Annotated in this window: 20 protein-coding genes and 1 tRNA gene; 11 read left to right on the top strand and 10 right to left on the bottom strand. The window is 62.2% G+C overall.

Translation table 11 applies throughout. From position 1 onward, the window contains the following. Positions 1-86: 86 nt before the first annotated feature. Positions 87-1,262, bottom strand: coding sequence for a UxaA family hydrolase (locus tag ABI546_RS09950; RefSeq protein WP_348046432.1), 1,176 nt, complete (start codon positions 1,260-1,262; stop codon positions 87-89). Between the two features lie 104 nt (positions 1,263-1,366). Next, positions 1,367-1,648: a UxaA family hydrolase gene (locus ABI546_RS09945; protein WP_348046431.1), complete on the bottom strand. Its 282-nt coding sequence runs from the start codon at positions 1,646-1,648 to the stop codon at positions 1,367-1,369. A 159-nt stretch (positions 1,649-1,807) separates the two neighbouring features. Between ABI546_RS09945 and ABI546_RS09940 the strand changes: the two genes are divergently transcribed. Genes ABI546_RS09940 through ABI546_RS09930 form a run of 3 tightly spaced genes read left to right on the top strand, consistent with a single transcriptional unit; the run spans position 1,808 to position 4,420 of the window. After that, a complete protein-coding gene (locus ABI546_RS09940; protein ID WP_348046430.1) occupies positions 1,808-2,560 on the top strand; it encodes a GntR family transcriptional regulator in 753 nt (250 codons plus the stop codon). 2 nt (positions 2,561-2,562) lie between these two features. Continuing rightward, a complete protein-coding gene (locus ABI546_RS09935) occupies positions 2,563-3,399 on the top strand; it encodes an inositol monophosphatase family protein (protein WP_348046429.1) in 837 nt (278 codons plus the stop codon). A 7-nt stretch (positions 3,400-3,406) separates the two neighbouring features. After that, entirely contained in the window at positions 3,407-4,420 is a 1,014-nt protein-coding gene (locus ABI546_RS09930; protein WP_348046428.1) for a putative sulfate exporter family transporter, read from the top strand. Between the two features lie 34 nt (positions 4,421-4,454). Here ABI546_RS09930 and ftsY read toward each other — a convergent pair whose 3' ends face one another. Continuing rightward, the gene (ftsY, locus tag ABI546_RS09925; protein WP_348046427.1) at positions 4,455-5,585 is read right to left on the bottom strand and encodes a signal recognition particle-docking protein FtsY; all 1,131 of its coding nucleotides are present in this window, start codon (positions 5,583-5,585) and stop codon (positions 4,455-4,457) included. Positions 5,586-5,759: 174 nt separating this feature from the next. Between ftsY and ABI546_RS09920 the strand changes: the two genes are divergently transcribed. The 5 genes from ABI546_RS09920 to ABI546_RS09900 all read left to right on the top strand — a co-directional run bounded on the left by ABI546_RS09920 (position 5,760) and on the right by ABI546_RS09900 (position 10,051). Then, complete coding sequence (locus ABI546_RS09920; RefSeq protein ID WP_348046426.1) at positions 5,760-7,130, top strand: pitrilysin family protein; 1,371 nt, start codon at positions 5,760-5,762, stop codon at positions 7,128-7,130. 35 nt (positions 7,131-7,165) lie between these two features. After that, positions 7,166-8,527, top strand: a complete 1,362-nt coding sequence (locus ABI546_RS09915) for a pitrilysin family protein (RefSeq protein WP_348046425.1) — start codon at positions 7,166-7,168, stop codon at positions 8,525-8,527. Continuing rightward, positions 8,524-9,180, top strand: coding sequence for a 16S rRNA (guanine(966)-N(2))-methyltransferase RsmD (gene rsmD / locus ABI546_RS09910; protein WP_348046424.1), 657 nt, complete (start codon positions 8,524-8,526; stop codon positions 9,178-9,180). The genes ABI546_RS09915 and rsmD overlap by 4 nt, the downstream gene beginning before the upstream one ends. A 90-nt stretch (positions 9,181-9,270) precedes the next feature. Further along, positions 9,271-9,780 carry a pantetheine-phosphate adenylyltransferase gene (gene coaD / locus ABI546_RS09905; protein WP_348046423.1) on the top strand — a complete coding sequence of 170 codons (510 nt, stop codon included), beginning with the start codon at positions 9,271-9,273 and terminating at the stop codon, positions 9,778-9,780. Between the two features lies 1 nt (position 9,781). Further along, entirely contained in the window at positions 9,782-10,051 is a 270-nt protein-coding gene (locus tag ABI546_RS09900; RefSeq protein WP_348046422.1) for a YfhL family 4Fe-4S dicluster ferredoxin, read from the top strand. 158 nt (positions 10,052-10,209) lie between these two features. Here ABI546_RS09900 and pth read toward each other — a convergent pair whose 3' ends face one another. The 7 genes from pth to ABI546_RS09865 form a co-directional block, all read right to left on the bottom strand. Next, entirely contained in the window at positions 10,210-10,824 is a 615-nt protein-coding gene (gene pth / locus ABI546_RS09895; RefSeq protein ID WP_348046421.1) for an aminoacyl-tRNA hydrolase, read from the bottom strand. Positions 10,825-10,980: 156 nt separating this feature from the next. After that, positions 10,981-11,676, bottom strand: a complete 696-nt coding sequence (locus ABI546_RS09890; protein ID WP_348046420.1) for a 50S ribosomal protein L25/general stress protein Ctc — start codon at positions 11,674-11,676, stop codon at positions 10,981-10,983. A 125-nt stretch (positions 11,677-11,801) separates the two neighbouring features. After that, positions 11,802-12,776, bottom strand: coding sequence for a ribose-phosphate pyrophosphokinase (locus tag ABI546_RS09885; RefSeq protein ID WP_348046419.1), 975 nt, complete (start codon positions 12,774-12,776; stop codon positions 11,802-11,804). Between the two features lie 227 nt (positions 12,777-13,003). Next, a tRNA-Gln gene (locus ABI546_RS09880) sits at positions 13,004-13,080 on the bottom strand. Between the two features lie 86 nt (positions 13,081-13,166). After that, the gene (ispE, locus tag ABI546_RS09875; protein ID WP_348046418.1) at positions 13,167-14,102 is read right to left on the bottom strand and encodes a 4-(cytidine 5'-diphospho)-2-C-methyl-D-erythritol kinase; all 936 of its coding nucleotides are present in this window, start codon (positions 14,100-14,102) and stop codon (positions 13,167-13,169) included. Between the two features lie 84 nt (positions 14,103-14,186). Continuing rightward, positions 14,187-14,591: an outer membrane lipoprotein LolB gene (locus ABI546_RS09870; protein WP_348046417.1), complete on the bottom strand. Its 405-nt coding sequence runs from the start codon at positions 14,589-14,591 to the stop codon at positions 14,187-14,189. A 146-nt stretch (positions 14,592-14,737) separates the two neighbouring features. After that, positions 14,738-16,510 carry a tetratricopeptide repeat protein gene (locus ABI546_RS09865; protein WP_348046416.1) on the bottom strand — a complete coding sequence of 591 codons (1,773 nt, stop codon included), beginning with the start codon at positions 16,508-16,510 and terminating at the stop codon, positions 14,738-14,740. Between the two features lie 129 nt (positions 16,511-16,639). Here ABI546_RS09865 and mutM point away from each other — a divergent pair, with 129 nt between their 5' ends. From mutM to mutY, 3 genes are all read left to right on the top strand, one after another. Continuing rightward, entirely contained in the window at positions 16,640-17,455 is an 816-nt protein-coding gene (gene mutM / locus ABI546_RS09860; protein ID WP_348046415.1) for a bifunctional DNA-formamidopyrimidine glycosylase/DNA-(apurinic or apyrimidinic site) lyase, read from the top strand. A 71-nt stretch (positions 17,456-17,526) separates the two neighbouring features. Next, positions 17,527-19,500 carry a dynamin family protein gene (locus ABI546_RS09855; protein WP_348046414.1) on the top strand — a complete coding sequence of 658 codons (1,974 nt, stop codon included), beginning with the start codon at positions 17,527-17,529 and terminating at the stop codon, positions 19,498-19,500. Between the two features lie 50 nt (positions 19,501-19,550). After that, on the top strand, positions 19,551-20,630 hold the full coding sequence (gene mutY, locus ABI546_RS09850) for an A/G-specific adenine glycosylase (protein WP_348046413.1): 1,080 nt from the start codon (positions 19,551-19,553) through the stop codon (positions 20,628-20,630). Positions 20,631-20,643: the final 13 nt, after the last annotated feature.

Genomic DNA, 20,643 nt, shown 5'->3' with positions numbered 1-20,643 from the left:
TCCGCCGGGCCGCCCCAAGGAAAATTAGCCCCCTCGGGGGGCAGCGCATTACACGAAGTGAAAAGCGTGGGGGCCATATATCCTCTCTAAGCAGATTCGAAAAGGCGCGTTAGCACGAACTCGCGGTGGCCGAGCGCCTCTGCGGCGGTCAAGCGGCCGTTGGCCGTGCGCAGCATGTTCTCCAGCAGCTTGTCGCCGGCCTGGTCCAGCGTGATCTCGCGCTGCAGCAGTCCGGATGTGTCCACGTCGATGTGTTCGCTCATCAGGCGCACGGTGCGCGGGTTTGAGCAGATCTTGATCACGGGAACAATCGCATTGCCGATCACATTGCCCTGGCCGGTGGGAAAGAAATGCACGGCATAACCTGAGGCCGCGCACAGCGTCACCATTTCAGCAGCGGCGCTGGACGAGTCCATGAACCACAGGCCCGGGTGCGTCGGCATCTCGGCCTTGTCAATCACGCCGTCAACCGTGCAAACCTTGCCGATCTTCTGGATATTGCCCAGGGCTTTTTCCTCGATCGTCGTGAGGCCGCCAGCGATGTTTCCCTTGGTGGGCTGCGAGTCCGACAGGTCGCTGGTTTTGTGGCGGTTGATCATGTCCTGGTAGCGGTTGAACATGAACATGAACTGGTCGCGCACTGCGTCCGTGGCGCAGCGGTCTGCCACGATTTTTTCGCCACCTGTGATTTCGGACGTCTCGCCGAAGCACAGGTAGTTGCCCAGCGGGTGCAACTTGTCAAAGGCATTCCCCACGGTAGGGTTGGCACCGCAGCCGGACGTGGTGTCGGACTCGCCGCACTTGGTCGACACCCAGAGTTCAGAGATGCCGCAGACCTCGCGCTGCTTCTCGCTGGCCCACTGCACATATTCACGCGCCGCCTTGGACGCCTTCATGATGGTCTCATGGTCGCCGTGGCCTTCAATGCCGAAGCCCACCACCGGTTTGCCGGTTTTGGCGATGCCGTCGACCACTTTCTTGGTCCAGCTGTCCTCAATGCCGATGACCACGACGGCGGCGACATTGGGATTGCAGCCGGCACCGATCAGGGTGCGAAAGTGCAGTTCCAGGTCGGCGCCAAACTGCAGCCGGCCATAGGGGTGCGGGATCGCCATGCAGCCCTTGATGTTGTGTGCCACTGCTTCGGCGGCGGCATTGGACAGGTCGTCCAGCGGAAGGATGATGACGTGGTTGCGCACGCCGACGCGGCCGTTTTCCCGGCGGTAGCCCAAAAATGTGGTGTCTTTATCGATGACTGACATGATGTGTTCCTAGAGAGATTATTTTCCAGCAATCGGCGTGGATCTGGCTTTGCCAGGCCACAGGCGATGCCCCCTGGGGGGCGGCTGCAGGTCGCTTCGGGGGGTTACCAGCGTTTGGTTTTAATGTTGTGCACATGGGCGTGCTGGCCGGCCTTGATGCTGGCAACGACCTTGCCCATATCGATGCCGTACTTCAGCACCGTGTCGCCGACAGCCATGTCCTTGAGGGCCACCTTGTGGCCGATCGGGATGTCCTGCTGCGCCTGCACATTGATCATGCGGTCTTCGTCCATGATCCAGCCGGTCATGGCGGTTCCCGCTTTCACACCTTCCACCACCACGACGGCCACGGTGTCTTTGGCGTCATGCAATACAAAATGAATCATGGGGATCTCCGAGTGGCCTGAGTTAAATCGAGTTGCCAGTTTTAGGGGCCGGCAACACCTTGTCAATCAACTCATATATATGACTTGTACGACTGCCCTATCGGTGTTTCAATGGCGGCCGTGAATGTCAAAAACACATCGGCTTCATTGCGTCCCTTGATGAGTGAAGAGGCCATGCCGCTTTATCGCCAGGTCAAGCGCGAGTTGCAAAAACTCATCGAAGCCGGGCACTATGGCCCGGGTAAACCCCTGCCCAGCGAAGCGGATATTGCGGCGGGCCTGCGGGTCAGCATAGGCACCCTGCGCCATGCCGTTGACGAGCTGGTACACGAGCACGTGCTGGTGCGGCGGCAAGGCAAGGGAACCTTTGTCGCGCCGCACAACAATGCCCGCTTCATGTTCCAGTTTTTCCATGTGGAGCCGCACTGGAATTTCGGTGACGACGATGCAGCGCGCGACCGCGACTACCCGGAAATTGACTGCGTTGCTTTTGGGCGTGAGCGGGCCACGGAGCATGAAGCCGCCGCGTTGCGCATCAAGCCGGGTGAGCCCGTGTTCAGGGCGGAAAACCGCCTCGCCCTGCAGGGCCGCGTTGTCATGCATGACCAGCTGTCGATTCCGGCGGCGCTCTTTCGCAATCTCACCGAAAAGCGTTTTGTGGAACGGCCCGGCACGATCTATGCGCTCTACCAGACCGACTTTGGCATCACCGTGCTGCGGGCACAGGAGCGCGCACGCGCCGCAGCGGCCGACCGGACCCATGCGCGCCTGCTCGGGCTGGCAGTGGGCTCTCCGGTGATGGAGGTGCATCGGCTGGCACTGACGTTCGGGGACAAGCCCGTGGAATACCGGCTCTCCACCATCAACACCCAGGCACACGACTATGTCAGCGTGCTGTCCAAGAAGGCCTGAACATGGACCTTGATCTGGACTTGAATGCGGTGCTGGAGAAAACGCGGCTCGCAGGCATGGAGGCTGCCGCCCGCATCCGGAAAGCGCAGGCTGAATTGCAACCTGCAGATGTCCGCCAGAAGGCACCGGGTGACTGGGTCACGCGCTTTGACCGTGAAGTGGAAGAAGGCTTGCGCAGCGCATTGCTGCAAGCCTTGCCGCACAGCAGCTTTGTCGGCGAAGAAGGCGGCGGCGAATTGACGGAGAAGCCCACCTGGCTGGTCGACCCGATTGATGGCACGGCAAACTTTGCCCGCGGCTATCCCCAGTTCGCGGTATCGATAGCACTGTGTGTAGACCGGCAGCCGGTGCTGGGTGTGATTGTGGATCCGTCACGTCAAGAAATTTTTACCGCGGCATTGGGCCTGGGTGCCCGCCTGAATGGGGAGCGCCTGGCATGCGCCGCCGCGCGCCCTGCAGGGCAATGCCTGGTTTCGACGGTGTTTCCCAAACCGGATGCGCCCTTCATGGACGATTACCTCCGTGAATTTGGCCGCGTGCTGAAGACCTACGGGCAGGTTCGAAGAAGCGGCTCCATGGCGCTGGAACTGGCCTATGTGGCTGCGGGCAGGGCCGATGCCTTCTGGGAGCGCGGCATGGGCGCATGGGACGCGGCGGCCGGGGCGGTGCTGCTGCGCGAGGCCGGTGCCACGATGCAGGCCGTGGACGGGTTGCCTCTGCTGCAAAGCCAGATGCTGGTGGCGGGAAGCCCCACCGGCGCGGCATTGCTGGAAAAAGTCCTCAGCCATCACCCCGGCGGTCAAGATTCTTCGCCCCATTCGTCCCCTATTTCTGTCTGATACCTCCATGATTCTCAAATGGCGCCTGGCGCTGGTTTCCCACTTTCCCGGTGTGCTCGTGTGCATGGTGATTGCGCTGGCCGCGACTTTTATTTCCGAGCACTATGGCGGTCCCCAGTTGCTCTATGCCTTGCTGATCGGCCTGGCATTTCATTTTCTCAACAGCCATCCCAAGGCGGCCAAAGGCATCGGCTTTTGCGGCCGTGTGGTGCTGCGCGTGGGTGTGGCATTGCTGGGCGCCCGCATCACGTTTGCACAAGTCGCCCAGTTGGGTGCTGAAACCGCGGTGGTCATTGTGCTGGCCGTGGTGTTGACGATTTTGCTGGGCGTGCTGCTGGCGCGCTGGCTGAAATGCTCGCGCGATGAAGGCCTGCTGTCGGGCAGCGCCGTGGCCATTTGTGGGGCGTCGGCGGCGCTGGCCGTGTCTTCCGTGCTGCCCCAGACGAAAGAAAACGAACGCTTCACGCTACTGGCCGTGGTCGGCGTCACCGTGCTGTCGACGCTGGCGATGGTGGTCTACCCTTTCAGCCTGCAGGCGATCGGGCTGCTGCCGGGGCAGGCCGGTATTGTGCTGGGAGGCTCGATCCATGATGTGGCGCAGGTGGTGGCGGCCGGCATGATGCTCGGTCCGCAGGCGGGCGACACGGCCACGGTGGTCAAGCTGTTTCGCGTCATGATGCTGATGCCCATCGTGCTGCTGGTCGCCGTGCTCTACCGCAACCACCCGGCCGTCAAGGTGCCGGAAACAGAAGTGCCGCTGGTGCCGGGCTTCCTGATCGCGTTTGTGGTGCTGGTCATGTTGGCCAGTGCCGGACTTATTGCGGCGCCCGTGGTTCAACTGGCCAGTGATGCGTCGCGATGGATGCTGGTAACGGCGATTGCCGCTGCAGGCGTGAAAACCAGCTTTGAAGACTTGCTCAAGCTGGGCTGGAAGCCCGTGGCCCTGTTGCTGGTGGAGACCGTTTTTATCGTGGCCTTTGTGGTGATCTCGGTGCTGATGCTGAAGCTCGGAGTGCCCTGAGCGGCAAGCGGCGAACCCGCTGGCTCAACCCAACTCAACCCAGTAAAGCCTGCGCAAATTCACGCGCGTTGAAGGTTTCCAGGTCTTCCAGCTGCTCGCCTACGCCGATGAAATAAACCGACACCGGGCGCAGCGTGGGTGCGGCCAGGGCACGTTCACGGGCCCACAGCGCAATGGCCGCCAGAACGCCACCTTTGGCCGTGCCGTCCAGCTTGGTCACGATGAGGCCGGTCAGCTGCAATGTGTCGTCAAAGGCCTTGACCTGGGCCAATGCGTTTTGCCCGGTGTTGCCGTCAATGACCAGCAGCACCTCGTGCGGTGCCGTGGCATCTGCCTTCTGCACCACGCGCTTGATCTTGCGCAACTCCTCCATCAGGTGCAGCTGCGTCGGCAGGCGGCCGGCTGTGTCGACCAGCACCACGTCCTTGCCGCGCGCCTTGCCGGCGCTCACGGCATCGAAGCTCACTGCGGCGGGATCGCCACCTTCCTGGCTGACGATCTCGACCGTGTTGCGGTCTGCCCAGACGCTAAGCTGCTCGCGCGCTGCGGCGCGAAAGGTGTCAGCCGCCGCCAGCAGCACTGAAGCGCCTTCGGTGGCCAAATGCCGCGTAAGCTTTCCGATGGAGGTGGTCTTGCCGGCGCCGTTGACGCCGGTCACCATGATCACGGTGGGCTGGTATTGGCCGATCACGAGAGGCTGCTCCAGCGGCTTGAGCAGTTGCGTGATCGATTCCACCAGTGCGTTCTTGACCGCCACGGGATGCGTCATGCCGCCTTCGCGTACCCGGCGCTTGACGTCGGCCAGCAGGTGTTCGGTGGCCTTGCTGCCGGCGTCGGCCATCAGCAGCGCGGTTTCCAGGTCCTCGTAAAGTGCATCGTCGATGCGGCTGCCGGTAAAAACCGTCGAGATGCTGGAGCCCGTCTTGCGCAGGCCCGCTTGCAGCTTGTTGATCCAGCGTTCGCGTTCCGGCGCCACTGCGCCAGGAACCGGCATGGCGATCGGGGTGACCAGCGCACTGCCAATCAATCCACCGCCAGCAGGAACCGGCGCGGGCGTGGGAATCACCGGGGCCGGGGCGGATGCGCCGGCTGCGGAAGACGCATCGGGTGCAGAAGGCGCCGGTGGGGCAGGAGGAGGGGATTTTTTCTTGAAAAAACTGAACATTCGGTATGCTTGTGAGTCCTAGTGGGCAGTTACACAGCTGCCGGACGGCGTGCAGCGCCACACAGCTATTCTATGAAACACCCCAAGCCAGCCCTTTTGACGCCCTCAGTACCCCTCACATCCACAATCTTTACGGCCTGGTGGCGGTGGCCTGCCGCAGTGCTGGCACTGTGCATGGGCACGGCCGCCCTTGCGCAGACCCCCGTGCCTGCGCCGGTTGAGCAGTTCACCTTGGCCAACGGCCTCACGGTCATCGTCAAGCCGGACCACCGCGCGCCCACCGTGGCCCACATGCTGTGGGTGCGCGTGGGTTCCATGGACGAGGTCGACGGCACGTCGGGCGTGGCCCATGTGCTGGAGCACATGATGTTCAAGGGAACGGCGAAGGTCAAACCGGGCGAGTTTTCAAAGCGCATCGCTGCCCTGGGCGGGCGCGACAATGCGTTCACCGGCCGCGACAACACGGCCTACCACCAGCAGATCCCGGCCGGCAAGCTTGAGGACGTCATGCGCCTGGAGGCTGACCGTTTCGCGGGCAATCAGTGGGCAGACGATGAATTCAAGCGCGAGATCGAGGTCGTCAAGGAAGAGCGCCGCCTGCGTACCGAAGATTCGCCGCGCGCCATGCTGTACGAACAGATGACCGCGATGACGTTTACCGCCTCGCCCTACCGGCGCCCGGTGGTTGGCTGGATGAGCGACATTGAGGCCATGACGCCTGCCGATGCGCGCGATTTTTACCGCCGCTGGTATGTGCCTGCCAATGCCGCCGTGGTGATTGCCGGTGATGTGGACGTTGCCCAGGTCAAAAAACTGGCTGAAAAATACTATGGCGGCATTGCGGCGCGCGCCGTCCCGGTGCGCAAGCCGCGCGCCGAGCCCGTGCAAGCCGGTGCGCGCCGCATGGACTTCAAGGCGCCGGCCAGCCAGGCGTACGTCAGCATGGTCTTCAAGGTGCCCAAACTGGAACCGGCAGACCTGGCCGCACCAGCCGCCGGCGCCAGCCGCGACGCGCTGGCCCTGACGGTGCTGGCTGCCGTGCTGGACGGCTACAGCGGTGCCAGGCTGGACCGCGCGCTGGTGCAGCAGTCCCGGGTGGCCGACAGCGCTGGTGCATCCAATGGTTTGATGGGCCGGGGCCCGCAGCTCTTTTCGCTCGACGGTGTGCCCGCTGACGGCAAAACGGCGCAGCAGGTGGCCGACGCGCTGCGCGAGCAGGTGGCCAAGGTGGCACGCGAAGGCGTGAGCGAGGCTGAGCTGAACCGCGTCAAGACGCAGTGGGTGGCCAGCGAGACCTACAAGCTCGACTCGGTCTTCAACCAGGCGCGCGAGCTCGGTTCCCAGTGGGTGCAGGGCCTGCCGCTGGATGCCAGCGAACGCATCATTGCTGCCCTGCGCAGCATCACCGGCCCCGAGGTGCAGGCGGTAGCCGCGAAATATTTTGGCGACGACCAGATGACGATGGCGACGCTGCTGCCGCAGCCGCTGGACCCGAACCGCAAGCCGCGCCAGGGCAATATGCCCGCCGGCGACCTGCAGCATTGAGCTGTAACCCTGTATCCGGAAATGATGTTGTACCCATGATTGCTATAAAAACGATAGCTGCTTGCGCTCATAAGGCGGGGGCTGCAGGCCTTTTTGGCTTGTTTTTTCACTCGCTGGCGCTGGCCGCCCTGCCGATCCAGCACTGGACGCAGCCCAATGGCGCCAAGGTCTACCTGGTTGAAAGCCCGGCAATTGCCATGCTGGACGTGCAGATCGACCTGGACGCCGGCAACCGGCGCGATCCTGCCGACAAGGCCGGGCTGGCCAGCATGATGGCCGGCTTGCTGGAGAAGGGTGTCGCTGCTAAAAATGGCGCCCCGGCGCTTGACGAAAACGCCCTCAGCGAAGCCTGGGCCGATCTGGGCGCGCAGTTCGGCGCCGGCACCACCTCTGACCGCCTGAGCTTTTCGCTGCGCACCCTGACCGACCCGGCGCTGCTCGACAAAGCCGCGGCGCTGGCCGCCCGCGAGATCGCCGAGCCGGCTTTTCCCGAAGCCGTGTGGCAACGCGAACGCGCGCGCCTGCAGGCCTCGATCCGCGAGTCCTACACCCGCCCGGCCAGCGTGGCCGGCCGCGCCTACACGCCGGCGGTGTACGGCACGCATCCCTACGGCTATGAAGTCACGGAAGAAAGCCTGGCGCGTATCAGTGTGGGTGACATGCGCGCCGCGCACGCCACCGGTGTGACGGCTTGCCGTGCGCGCATCAGCATGGTGGGCGCGGTGACGCGCGCGCAGGCCGATGCCATCGCCGCGAAATTGCTGGCGCGCCTGCCGCAGGTCGCTTGCGCCAGCCTGCCGCCGCTGCCAGCCGTTGCCGAGGTGGAGCCGCTGACAGGGCCGGTTGAAAAGCGCATCCCCTTTGCCTCCGCGCAGGCGCAGGTACTGATCGGCCAGCCGGGCTACAAACGCGCGGACCCGGACTACTTTGCCCTGACGGTGGGCAATTACATCCTGGGGGGCGGCGGTTTCGTGTCGCGCCTGGCAAACGAAGTGCGTGAAAAGCGCGGCCTGACGTATGGCGTGTCGAGTTATTTCTCACCCGCCTTGCATGCGGGCGCCTTCACCATCAGCATGCAGACCCGGCCCGACCAGGCTGCGCAGGCCGTGGACCTGGTGCGCAAGGTGGTGGCTGACTTTGTCGCCAATGGTCCGCTTGAGACCGAGCTCAAAGCGGCGAAAGACAACCTGGTCGGCGGCTTTGCCCTGCGCATTGACAGCAACCGCAAGCTCCTTGACAACGTATCGAGCATCGCCTGGAACGACCTGCCACTCAACTATCTGGACACCTGGACGCAGCAGGTCGACAAAGTCACGGTGGCAGACATCAAGGCGGCTTTTGCGCGCAAGCTCCAGCCTGAAAAAATGGTTACGGTTATCCTTGGCGCCGCACCATGAAGTACACACCTGCTCCCACCCCCAATCCGGCTGCCACCCCAAAACCGCGAGCCAAAAGCGGCAAGGTGGTTGGTCGCAAGACCGTACCGCCAGGTGAAATCCGCATCATCGGCGGCTTGTACAAACGCACCAAGCTGCCGGTGCCCAACAAGCCGGGCCTGCGGCCTACGCCTGACCGCGTCCGCGAAACCCTTTTCAACTGGCTCGGCCAGGACCTGACGGGCTGGCGCTGCATCGACGTGTTTGCCGGCACCGGCGCGCTGGGCTTTGAGGCCGCCTCACGCGGCGCCGCCGACGTGCTGCTGTGCGAGCAGGACCCATCGCTGGCGCTGCAGCTCAAGACCGTGCAGGCCAAACTCAAGGCCGACATGTGCCGCATCGAGCGGGGCGACGGGCTGAGCGCCCTGAAGCGCGTTGCGCCCGGCAGCCTGCAGCTGGTGCTGCTGGACCCGCCGTTTGAGTCGACCCTGTTTGAGTCCACCCTCAAAGCCGCGGCCCAGGCCATCGGCCCGACCGGCGTGGTCTACCTGGAAGCCCCCAAGCCTTGGAGCGACGAAGAATTGGCGCCGCTGGGCCTGCAGGTGCACCGCAGTGGCAAGGCCGGCGCCGTGCATTTTCATTTGCTGGCCGGGCTGGGCACCTTGGCGGACTGAAGAGCCTCTGGCCTTCGCCAGCCTTGCCTGCCTCGTGGGTACAGCGGCACCCACGACGGCAAAAAGGTCAGGGCGGGCATAATTCCCTCTATGGCCACCCCGCGCATCGCTGTTTATTCCGGCACGTTTGACCCGTTCACGCTGGGCCACGACGACGTGGTGCGCCGTGCCGGGGCGCTCTTTGATCAGGTCGTCATAGCGGTAGCTACCGCTCACCACAAGAAAACGCTGTTTTCGCTGGAAGCGCGTGTGGCACAGGTGCAAGTCGCCACCCATGGCATCGCCGGCGTCACGGTGCTACCGTTTGACGGCCTGATCATGGATTTTTGCGCCGCGCAAAGGGCCTCGGCCGTGGTGCGCGGCATCCGCAATATCACCGACTTTGACTACGAAGCGCAGATGGCGGCCATGAATCGCAAGCTACGCCCTGAGGTGGAAACCGTGTTCCTGCTGCCCGATGCGCCGGTGCAATGCATCAGCAGCACGCTGGTGCGCGAAATCAGCAAGCTGGGCGGCGACGTCGGCCAGATGGTGAGCCCGGCCGTGGCGGCTGCCCTGGCGGCGGCGCATCACGCCGCCAAGACGGTCAAGGGGAGCTGACATGGCCCTGATGATCACCGACGAATGCATCAACTGCGACGTCTGCGAGCCTGAATGCCCCAACCAGGCAATCTACCTGGGCAAGGAAATCTACGAAATCGACCCGCACAAATGCACCGAATGCGTGGGCCATTTCGATGAGCCGCAGTGCGTGCAGGTCTGCCCGGTGGCCTGCATTCCGCTGAACCCGCAGTACATCGAAACGCGGGAAACACTGTGGGAAAAATACCAGCGGCTGCAAGCCATCATCCCGGTCGTCACGGCCCGGTGAATTGATCCCATCGGGGATGTGGTTTTTCGGGCCTGGCGCGGTCCCGATAGCCAAAATTGATAGTCAAACGGGTTCGCAGGCCAACAGGGACGGGCGCAAGCTGCTATAAAAATAATAGCGCTGCGTCTTGCGCGCGCTGTGCCCGGAGTGGCTGGATGTCAGTCTTCGGTATCCACCTTGCGCGGCGGTTTGGGCCGCGGCGGCGTGCTGGTGTGAATCATCATCGTGGCTTTTTCCATTTCACCCTTGAGCAGTTCCGGCACAGCCTTGATACAGCGCGTGATGCAATCTTCAATCGCCACGCGGTGTTCTTGCGACGGCTTTTTCAGCACCCAGTTGATGACCTCGGCCTTGACGCCCGGATGGCCCACGCCGATGCGCAGCCGCCAGTAATCGGGCGTGCCCAATTGCGCGTGGATGTCGCGCAGACCGTTGTGCCCGGCGTGGCTGCCGCTGAACTTGAGCTTGACCTGACCGGGCACGATGTCCATTTCATCGTGCGCCACCAGCACCTCTTCCGGTGCCACCTTGAAAAAGCGCGCCAAGGCGGCCACGGACTTGCCCGACACGTTCATGAAGGTCAGCGGCTTGAGCAGCCAGACGTTCTGGCCGTTCACCGTGAGGCGGGCCACCTGGCCGTGGTAGCTCTTGTCCAGGCTCAGCGGGGCCTTGAGTTCGCGCGATAGGGCGTCAATCCACCAGAAGCCGGCGTTGTGGCGTGTGGCTTCGTATTCGGGGCCGGGATTGCCCAGGCCAACAAAAAGTTTGATCATTTGGAAATTTCCATCGCCCAATTCTAGGGGGGCGCGGGGTCTTGGGCTTTTGCAGGCCCGCGGTTCGGGGCCGGTATGGGCCCACCAAGAAAAACGGCCCTTGTCCTGCAGGAGGACAAGGGCCGTGAGCCTTTTCAGGCCTGCGCGGGAAGTGAATTACTTCTTGGCGGCAGGCTTGGCAGCGTCGGCCTTGGCACCGGCTTTGGCTTCCTTGGCGGCGGCGGCTTTAGCGGCTTTCGGATCCACCGGTGCGGCTGCTGCTGCAGCTGCTGCGGCATCGGCCTCGGCTTCTTCGGACACGGCGGACACGGACACCAGCACAGGATTTTCCTGGCCCTTGGCGACAAACTTCACACCCTTTGGCAGCGTGATGTCCTTGATGTGCAGCGGCGAGCCCTTTTTCAGGCCAGTCAGGTCGACGGCGATGAATTCGGGGATGTCGGACGGGAAGCACGAAACGGTCAGCTCGGTGATCACGTGGTTGACCAGGCAGTTTTCGGTCTTGACGGCCGGCGACTCTTCTTCACCGCTGTAGTGCACAGGCACTTTCACGGTCATCTTGGTCTTGGCTTCCACGCGCTGGAAGTCGATGTGCAGGATCTGCTGTTTGTACGGGTGCATTTGCAGGTCGCGCAGCAGAACCTTGTGTTCTTTGCCGGCCAGTTCCATCTCGAGGATGGAAGCATGGAAAGCTTCTTTCTTGATGGCGTGAAACAACGCGTTGTGATCGAGTTCGATCAACAAGGGTTGGCCGGTACCACCATAAACAATACCGGGCGTACGGCCGGTGATGCGGAGACGGCGGCTCGCACCCGTGCCCTGCTTTGCGCGCTCAAAAGCGACGAATTTCATAATTAACTCCAATAAAGAACGGACCGCGACCAGTCTCGTTCTGGTTTAAGGCTGTTGCCTTGAATGGCTGCTTTTGCCTCGTGGCGGACACCACGAAACGAGGGCAGCACCCTTTTTGTTTCAGATCAGAACAGGTTGTCCTGGTCCGAAAACAAACTCATGACCGACTCTCCCTTGGCGATGCGCTGAATGGTTTCAGCGATCAGCGGCGCCACGGAGAGCTGGCGAATTTTTGTGCAACCCACGGCATTGGGGCTCAACGGAATGGTGTTGGTAATCACCACCTCATCGAGTGCATCGCCCTGGGCAATGCGGTCAATGGCCGGGCCCGAAAAAATCGGGTGGGTGCAATATGCGTAAACTTTCTTGGCGCCGCGCTCTTTCAGCACTTCAGCCGCCTTCACCAGCGTTCCTGCCGTGTCGATCATGTCGTCCATGATCACGCAGTTGCGGCCTTCGATGTCGCCGATCACGTGCATCACTTCCGACACGTTCGCTTTGGGGCGGCGTTTGTCGATGATGGCCATGTCGCAGCCCAGCTGCTTGGCCAGCGCCCGGGCACGCACCACGCCGCCCACATCGGGCGACACGACCATCAGGTCGGCGTAATTCTTCTGGCGCAAATCACCCAGCAGCACCGGCGACGCATAAATGTTGTCGACCGGAATGTCAAAAAAGCCCTGAATCTGGTCGGCATGCAGATCCATCGTCAAAACACGCGACACGCCCACGGCCTGCAGCATGTTGGCCACCACCTTGGCCGTGATCGGCACCCGCGCCGAACGCGGGCGGCGGTCTTGCCGGGCATAGCCGAAATACGGGATCACCGCGGCGATGCGCTCGGCCGAAGCCCGTTTCAGCGCATCGACCATGATGAGCAGTTCCATCAGGTTGTCGTTGGTCGGTGCGCAGGTTGACTGCACCACAAACACATCACGCGCCCGGACGTTCTGCTGGATCTCGACGGTGACTTCGCCATCCGAAAAGCGGCCGACATGGGCTGCACCCAGTGAAATGCCCAGGTGCTGGGCGATCTCGGAGGCCATGCTCGGATTGGCATTGCCGGTGAAAACCATGAAATCGGGATGGTGCGTTTGCATGTGGGGCCCAGCTGCAAGGACTTGACGTGGCTGAAATTTTTATCGAAGCAAAATACGCACAGGGACAACACGTTGCAACGGGGGCTTGGCAGTGAGCGCCGCTTGCTTGCCGTGTTTCCAAAAACACACAGACCCGCTGATACACATCACACGGGTCTGTCAGGAGTCACACGGGCCCGCGCCGGGCGGGTCCGCAACGCCGGGGCTAGAGCCCTCGGCGTGAAATTTGGCAGGGGTGGAAGGATTCGAACCTGCGAATGCCGGAATCAAAATCCGGTGCCTTAACCAGCTTGGCGACACCCCTACACAGGACAGTTGTTGTTGCCAACAACAGACCTATAAACTTTTTCATTTAGGTCGCTTGAAAACGCATTTCAAAGAGCGGCTATTTTACCAACCGGCCAGAGGATGCGCCTCCAAATTGCTGCATGTTCGAACTTTCCAGCCATCAGGCAAGCCTGAAAGATCCGTCAAATCCGTGCCATGCGGCAATTGCGCAAATACAGCACTTCCGGAGCCGGTCATGCGCCCTTGAAGATGTTTCGTTTTCAGCCAATCGAGCGATTGGCCAATTTGCGGACACATCTCCTGCGCTACCGGCTGCAAGTCGTTGCGGCCGAATCCGAAATCAACCGATCTCAAAGGGCCTTCAGCATTTGCAGCAAAGCCTTGGATTGTAGCAGTTTCTGTGTCGCGTTTGAGCCCGGGCGCGCTGAAAATTCCCGGTGTTGAGACCCCGGCGGGGGGCTTGACCACCACAAAACGTGCTGGCGGCAAGGCCAGGGGCGTGATTTTTTCACCGACGCCTTCTACCCAGGCGTGGCCGCCAGACAAGAAAAAGGGCACATCGGCCCCCAGCGACAACGCAAGGGCCTGCAGGGTGGAGGCGGGCAGGCGTACGCCCCAAAGCCGCTGCAATGCCAGCAGGCAACTGGCCGCGTCGGACGACCCTCCGCCCATGCCGGCTTGCGCGGGAATGCTTTTTTTCAGGCCGATGTGAACGCCCAACGGTGTGCCGCAGGCTGCCTGCAGCGCCCGGGCGGCGCGCACGCAAAGGTCCTCGGCGGGCAACATCTCGGATTCACCACTGCTGCGGGTATCGCCTTCGCAGAGATCTTCCCGGGTGATCCGGCCATCGGCGCGCAGCTCGAAGTGCAGCGTGTCGCACCAGTCGATGAGCATGAACACCGATTGCAGCAGATGAAAACCATCAGGCCGGCGCCCGGTAATGTGCAGGAAGAGATTCAGTTTGGCGGGCGCCGACACGTCATACAGGGCCTTGAGCGGCTGCGCGGCGTTCGAAGCGGGGGCAGGATGCGTCGTCATGGCTGAGGCGCCCGTGGCGCAAAAGGCGTTAGAAAGGAAGAGGGTTGTACATGAGGGCCGGCGATCCGGACGAGCCCCTGGTTTTTATTGGTCCAGCACCACGCGCAGGTCGGCTGGTGGCGCAGGCTGTACCCGCCTGGCCGTGATGCGGCCTTCGGCGTAACGCGAGAGATCTGCCGTCCAGCCGCTGACGCTGGCGTTATCACCCTGCAGCCAGGCAAACAGCGCGGTGACCGGAACGGCCGCGCCTGTGGCCTGGGCCATCAGCTCGTCCACCGACGAAAACCGCTGGACCTTGCCGCCGCCTGAATCCAGTACCGCTTCACCGGGTGACCAGCGAAGCACGCCCAGCACGCTGCCCAGGGGGCTGATCAGCGAAAGTTCGCCTCGCTCTGGGGTGCCTTTGAGTTCAAAGCTGGCCGAAAAAGACTGCACGGGCTCGCTTTGAACCTGCAGGCTGATGCGGCCGGTCCGCAGGCCAGTTTGCATGTCATTTATGCCTGTAGCCCTTGATGGCTGTGCGCAACCAGCTATCAAAAAAGGAGCAAAAATGCACGTGAGAATGAGGCCCAGACGCGCCAGGCGCAGCCTGGCCAAGTGCTGGCGCAGGGCCAGCGGCAGAATCAGCATGCTTGTCACAGTTTCACGCGCAGGCGCTTCAGCGTTTCGAGCAGGGTTTCGTTCTCGGGGTTCAGCAGGCGGCCTTCTTTCCAGATGGCCACCGCGCGCTCGCGTTGACCCGCGCTCCAGAGTACCTCGCCGAAGTGCGCTGCAATTTCAGCATCAGGCTTGGCCTTGTAAGCGGCTTCAAAGATCTGGATGGCTTCGGTGTTGTTGCCCATGCGGAACTCGACCCATCCCAGGCTGTCCTTGATGAAGGGGTCGGACGGGGCGTACTCAAGCGCCTTGCGGATCAGGTCGCGCGCCTCCGGCAGGCGCACGCTGCGATCCGCGAATGAATAGCCCAAAGCGTTATAGGCATGGTGGTAGTCGGGCTTGAGCTGGATGACGCGCCGCAGCAGACGCTCCATTTCGTCCATGGCACCAAGCTTTTCCGCCATCATGGCCTGGTCGTACAGGAGCTCGGTTTCGTCGGGGGTTTTCGCCAGTGCCTGTGCCAGCAGGTCATGGGCCAACTGGTATTGCTTGAAGTCGCGCAGCAGGCCCACTTCAGCGTTCAGTTTCAGCCTCGCATCTGCGGCATTGCGTTCGGGCAACTTGCGGATCAGTTGGCGGCCTTCTTCGAGCTTGCCCTGGCTGGCCAGAATGGAGGCGCGCCGGGTTTGTGCCTGCGTCAGGTCGGCAGAGCTTTCAATCTTGGCGAGCCAGCTTTCCGCCGCTGCGTAGTCTTTGCGTTTTTCTGCCAGCTGCGAGAGGGAAAGGTAGGCCTGGGCCAGGCCGCGGTTGCGTTCGCCTTCAGCGGTTTGCCGCTGTGCCAGGGCGACGTAGCGTTCCAGCGAGGTCTGTGCCTGCGCCAGCTGGTTGTCCTGGAGCTGCAGGGAACCCAGCACCAACCACCCCTCCGGAAGCTCAGGCTTTTCGCGCGTGACCACCTGCAGCTGCGCGGCAGCTTCAGCGTAGCGCTGGGCATCCAGCAACGCGCGCGCATAGGCCATTCGGACTTCGGGCAAGGCTTTGGCGTTGCCGTCAAAGTACTTGCGAACCAGGGTTTCAGCCTCGGGCTGTTTGGGGTCCATCAATTCGAGCGCGACAAGGGCCGGGCCCTCGGAAAATGGGCTCGCCGCCTGTGCGCGTTTGGCGGCCGCCAGCGCGCCGTTGCTGTCACCGGCAGCCAGGCGCATGCGCCCCACGGTGGTCCAGGCAGGACTGGCCGTCGCCGGAGTGTTCAGGTAGACCGCCAGCGCATCTTCCACCACCGTGCTGGCGAGTTTTTTGTCGGGTACGCGGGCATAAATCCGGGGTATTGCGGTCAGTACCGAGGCGCGTTCCTCCTCTGGCGCCAGCCGGACTTCGCTCTGGAGGGGATCGACTGTGCCGGAAATCTGGTTGAGTGCCACCAGGATCTGCAGGACATAGCGGTTGGCTTCGCGCGAGGCGGGTTGTTCGGCCTTCCAGGCGCGGGCTGCCTGCAATGCTGCATCCCCGGAGCGGGACTGCAGGGCGATGTCTGTGGCACGTTGGTAAAGCTGCGCATCGCCGGTCTTGCGGGCAGCGTCCAGCATGAGGGCAAAGCCCGCCGCAGGCTCTCCTTCCTGCAGTGTCATTTCTCCCACCAACAGCTGGTAGAAAAGCGCCCCGTCCAGAGAGGAGGACGGTGTGGCTTCCTGCGCGGCTTTGGCCTCAACGAGCGTCGAAGGCGCGGCCAGCAGTGGCTCGGTGGTCTGTGCCAGGACCAGGGGAGCAGCGAGACAGAGGCCGCTGATGGCAAGGCCAATTTTTTTCTTCATCGAACCATGATAATTGAAGCCCCAGGGCCGCGCTGCCGCTTTACCCGCAGTCCCTGACATATGTGTCCGTTGTGGCGCGGCCTCGGCTGTCTTCTTGCGCAAAACGCCAGCGCCCTTATCTGTAAACCTATGCCTGAACTGCCAGAAGTTGAAGTCACCCGCCTGAGCTTTGCGGACCGAATTGCCGGCGCCAGCATTGAACATGTACAGATGGGCAAGCCCTTACGTTGGCCGCTGGGCTGCCTGCCGAACCGGCTGGTCGACCTGAAGGTGCTGGCGGTCCGTCGCCGCGGAAAATACCTTTTGGTGGACCTGAGCAGCGGTTTGTTGATGATTCACCTCGGAATGTCGGGCAGTGTCAGCTTTGGTAACGGCCTTGCCCCGCCCGGCAAACACGACCACTTCGAGATGGTCACCAGCCTTGGCACCTTGCGTTTGAATGACCCGCGCCGATTTGGTGCGGTGGTGTATGCCAGCCATGAAAACGACCCGGTGGCCCAGAAACTGCTGGGCCGGTTGGGCGTCGAGCCGCTGAGCGATGCTTTTGATGCGGCAAGCTTCCACCAGGCGCTGAAACTGCGGCAAACCGCGATCAAGCAGGTGCTGCTGGGCGGTGAGGCCGTGGTGGGTGTAGGCAATATTTATGCGTCTGAAGCCCTATTCCTGGCGGGGATCCGGCCCACCACCCTCGCGAGCCGAGTGAGTAAACCACGCGCGGCCCTGCTACACGGGGCGATTCGCCAGGTATTGGCGCAGGCGGTTACAAAGGGTGGCAGTACCTTGAGGGATTTTTCCAACGCGCAGGGGGAGTCGGGCTATTTCCAGCTCGAAGCCATGGTTTACGACCGCGCGGGGTTGCCATGCCGGGTCTGCGCCACCCCCGTGAAAACCATCCGCCAGGGGCAGCGATCCACTTTTTACTGTGCGAATTGCCAGAAACCTTGATTCCGTAGACGCGCCAATGGTTCTTTCGGGTTGGCGATGCTATATTGACCGACACACTTTACGGAAGACCGATGTCTTTTAACGAACAATTTGACCAGCACGGCACGTGGCGGCGCGAGTTTGCCTTGCGCCTGAAGCTGCTTGCAGAGTGGATGAAAGACCATGACCTGCTGGACGCCGCGGTCGAGGAACGCTTGCAGCGGCTCGAGTCGCAGGTACGTTCCGACAAAGTCATGGTGGCCTTTGTGGCGGAATTCTCGCGCGGCAAGTCCGAGCTGATCAACGCGATCTTTTTTGCCGGCTATGGCCGCCGCATCATGCCGGCAAGCGCTGGCCGCACCACCATGTGCCCGACCGAACTGGGCTATGACGCAGATGTACCGCCATGCCTGCGCCTCCTGCCCATCGAGACGCGCCTGCAGAAGCAGGCCCTCATGGAATGGCGCGCAGTGCCCGAAAAATGGACGCGGGTCGACCTCGACGTGAATGACCCGGCGCAGCTCGCCCAGGCGCTGGAAAAAGTCGCCGAAGTCCGGCATGTCACCAAGGACGAAGCCCGTGCGCTCGGCTTCTGGCATGACACCAGCCCCGAAGACAATCCGCTGGCCAGGTCTGACGGACTGGTCGAGGTGCCCAAATGGCGCCATGCCCTCATCAACATTGCGCATCCGCTGCTCAAGCAGGGACTGGTTATCCTGGACACGCCCGGCCTCAATGCCATCGGTGCCGAGCCCGAGCTGACCGTGAGCCTGATCCCGCAGGCCCATGCCGTGGTGTTCATTCTGGCGGCCGACACCGGCGTCACGAAGTCCGATCTGGCAATCTGGCGTGAGCACCTGATCACCGAAGGCGAAGGCTCCGACGCACGCCTGGTGGTGCTGAACAAGATCGACACCCTCTGGGATGCTTTAAGCACGCCGGAGCAGGTCAAGGCGCAGATCGACAGGCAGCGGGCAACCTCAGCCGAAATCCTGGGCCTGCCGGAGAGCCAGGTCATCCCCGTCTCGGCCCAAAAGGGGCTGGTTGCCAAGGTGACGCGCGACAAGGCCTTGCTGGAAGCCAGCCACTTGCCAACGCTGGAACTGGCATTGGCACAGGGCGTGATGGGACAGCGCCAGAAAATCCTGCGCACCGCGGTGGGCGGCGGTATCAGCGAACTCCGGACCGAAGCGGGGCGAGCCATGCACATCCGCCGGCGCGATCTGGCCGAGCAGATGATCGAGTTGCGCGGACTGCGCGGCAAAAATGTTTCGGTCATCAAGCACATGCGCAGCCGTATCGAGCAGGAGCAAGCCGAGTTCGACACCAGCGGCTCAAAGATTCACGCCGTGCGCTCGGTGCACCTTAAATTGCTGCGGGAAGTGTTTAACCTGCTCAGCACCCCGACACTCAAGGCCGAACTGGCGGAGCTGACCCATGCACTCAAGCAGCCGGGCATCAAGCTTGGCGTCAAAAAGGCCTATGGCCAGACTTTTTCTCGCCTGCGTGAGGGATTGCAAAAGTCGCAGGTCATGAGCAGCGAAATCCAGTCCATGTTGACCGCTTCCTTTCGACAGCTAAATGCAGAATTCAGTTTTTCATTGCAGGCGCCCAAAGAGCCGGAGTTCGTCCGTTACGAACGCGACCTGGAACAGATCGAACGCAGCCATCTGCAATACCTCGGCGTTAGCAATGTCCTGAAACTTTCCCAGCCGGAGTTTTCCGAGCGGCTGGTTCGTGCCCTGGCCACACGGCTACGGGTGGTCTACGAATCAGCCCTTGGCGAGGTCGAACTCTGGAACAAGTCCGCCGCATCGCAGCTGGATGCGCAGCTGCGCGAAAGACGCCGCAATTTTGGCCGCAGGCTTGAAGCCATCGAACGCATCCAGCAGGCAGCGTCCGGCCTCGATGAGCGAATCGCTGAAATTGATATCCAGGAACGCGTGCTTGATGAGCTGGATAACAAGCTCACGGAGCTGACATCTCACCTGATGAGTGCGCCAGCGCCCAAAGCACCTGATGGCGCCACTGCCGCGGAAGATTCCGCCGTGCCTGAGGCTGCCTGAACGTTGATGCGGTCGCCCGTTTGCGGGGCTCTGCCGAAGGGGCACTGGCTGTGAAAGAAAAGCCTTCCAGGTCGCTGCAGGCGTTTTCCGGGGAAATCGTGCGCTGGCAAGCGTCGCACGGGCGTAATAGCCTGCCCTGGCAAAACACGCGTGATCCTTACCGCGTGTGGCTGTCTGAAATCATGCTTCAGCAGACCCAGGTCGCGACGGTTCTGGACTACTACGCACGCTTCCTTCAACGCTTCCCGACAGTAAAGGAACTCGCAGCAGCCAGCGAAGACGAGGTGCTGGGGTTATGGAGCGGGTTGGGCTATTACAGTCGTGCACGCAATCTGCACAAGTGCGCCCAGGACGTGATGGCACTGCACGGCGGGCGGTTTCCTGGCACGGCTGAGCAGCTTCAGACCTTGCCCGGCATAGGTCGATCGACGGCCGCAGCCATCGCCTCGTTTTGTTTTGGTGAACGCGTGGCCATTCTGGACGGCAATGTCAAGCGGGTGCTGACGCGGGTGCTGGGTTTTTCCGCTGACCTGGCGCAAAGCGCCAATGAACGGGCGCTGTGGGCCCAAGCTGTGGCGTTGTTGCCCGACCAGGATCTGCCCGACACCATGCCGCGCTACACCCAGGGTTTGATGGACCTTGGCGCCACGATCTGCGCCGGCCGCCAGCCGCAATGCTTGTTATGCCCGGTGCAAAAGCTGTGCCGCGGTTTTGCAGAGGGAAATCCATGCACCTATCCGGTCAAGACAAGAAAGCTCAAACGCACCGCACAAGCGCTGAGCTTGTTGTGGGCGCGAAAGCCTGATGGTTCGGTCTGGCTGGAAAAGCGGTCCAGCAAGGGGATCTGGGGTGGACTTTATTGCCTGCCAGTGTTTGAGAGCGATGACGCGCTGACTGCGGATTTGCCGCCTTCTTTGCGGGAAAGGCTGGACCCTTTACCGGCTTTTGTGCACGTATTGACCCACAAGGATTTGCACCTGTCGCCGTGGATCGCGGGCTTTCGCGCGGAGCAATCCATGCCGAAAGCTGTGGTTTCGCCCGAGCGGCCGGGTGCCTGGTTCGGCCCCGCTGAATGGTCTGCATTGGGCCTGCCTGCGCCGATACGTAAACTGCTGGAGCAGGACGCTTAGGCTTTATTCGCGG

Source organism: Polaromonas sp. (genome assembly GCF_039932935.1).
Lineage (GTDB): Bacteria > Pseudomonadota > Gammaproteobacteria > Burkholderiales > Burkholderiaceae_C > Polaromonas.
The sequence above is the reverse complement of the archived record's forward strand: the minus strand, read 5'-3'. Positions and strand labels throughout refer to the sequence as shown.

Excerpts from the sequence above, each read along its gene's own strand:
- ABI546_RS09945 (WP_348046431.1), bottom strand. The coding sequence starts at position 1,648 with ATGATTCATTTTGTATTGCATGACGCCAAAGACACCGTGGCCGTCGTG.
- ABI546_RS09890 (WP_348046420.1), bottom strand. The coding sequence starts at position 11,676 with ATGAAATTCGTCGCTTTTGAGCGCGCAAAGCAGGGCACGGGTGCGAGC.
- ABI546_RS09885 (WP_348046419.1), bottom strand. The coding sequence starts at position 12,776 with ATGCAAACGCACCATCCCGATTTCATGGTTTTCACCGGCAATGCCAAT.
- pth (WP_348046421.1), bottom strand. The coding sequence starts at position 10,824 with ATGATCAAACTTTTTGTTGGCCTGGGCAATCCCGGCCCCGAATACGAA.
- ABI546_RS09900 (WP_348046422.1), top strand. The coding sequence starts at position 9,782 with ATGGCCCTGATGATCACCGACGAATGCATCAACTGCGACGTCTGCGAG.
- coaD (WP_348046423.1), top strand. The coding sequence starts at position 9,271 with ATGGCCACCCCGCGCATCGCTGTTTATTCCGGCACGTTTGACCCGTTC.
- ABI546_RS09950 (WP_348046432.1), bottom strand. The coding sequence starts at position 1,262 with ATGTCAGTCATCGATAAAGACACCACATTTTTGGGCTACCGCCGGGAA.
- ABI546_RS09930 (WP_348046428.1), top strand. The coding sequence starts at position 3,407 with ATGATTCTCAAATGGCGCCTGGCGCTGGTTTCCCACTTTCCCGGTGTG.
- ABI546_RS09870 (WP_348046417.1), bottom strand. The coding sequence starts at position 14,591 with ATGCAAACTGGCCTGCGGACCGGCCGCATCAGCCTGCAGGTTCAAAGC.
- rsmD (WP_348046424.1), top strand. The coding sequence starts at position 8,524 with ATGAAGTACACACCTGCTCCCACCCCCAATCCGGCTGCCACCCCAAAA.
- ABI546_RS09865 (WP_348046416.1), bottom strand. The coding sequence starts at position 16,510 with ATGAAGAAAAAAATTGGCCTTGCCATCAGCGGCCTCTGTCTCGCTGCT.
- ABI546_RS09935 (WP_348046429.1), top strand. The coding sequence starts at position 2,563 with ATGGACCTTGATCTGGACTTGAATGCGGTGCTGGAGAAAACGCGGCTC.
- ABI546_RS09920 (WP_348046426.1), top strand. The coding sequence starts at position 5,760 with ATGGGCACGGCCGCCCTTGCGCAGACCCCCGTGCCTGCGCCGGTTGAG.
- ispE (WP_348046418.1), bottom strand. The coding sequence starts at position 14,102 with ATGACGACGCATCCTGCCCCCGCTTCGAACGCCGCGCAGCCGCTCAAG.
- ABI546_RS09940 (WP_348046430.1), top strand. The coding sequence starts at position 1,808 with ATGAGTGAAGAGGCCATGCCGCTTTATCGCCAGGTCAAGCGCGAGTTG.
- mutM (WP_348046415.1), top strand. The coding sequence starts at position 16,640 with ATGCCTGAACTGCCAGAAGTTGAAGTCACCCGCCTGAGCTTTGCGGAC.
- ftsY (WP_348046427.1), bottom strand. The coding sequence starts at position 5,585 with ATGTTCAGTTTTTTCAAGAAAAAATCCCCTCCTCCTGCCCCACCGGCG.
- ABI546_RS09855 (WP_348046414.1), top strand. The coding sequence starts at position 17,527 with ATGTCTTTTAACGAACAATTTGACCAGCACGGCACGTGGCGGCGCGAG.
- ABI546_RS09915 (WP_348046425.1), top strand. The coding sequence starts at position 7,166 with ATGATTGCTATAAAAACGATAGCTGCTTGCGCTCATAAGGCGGGGGCT.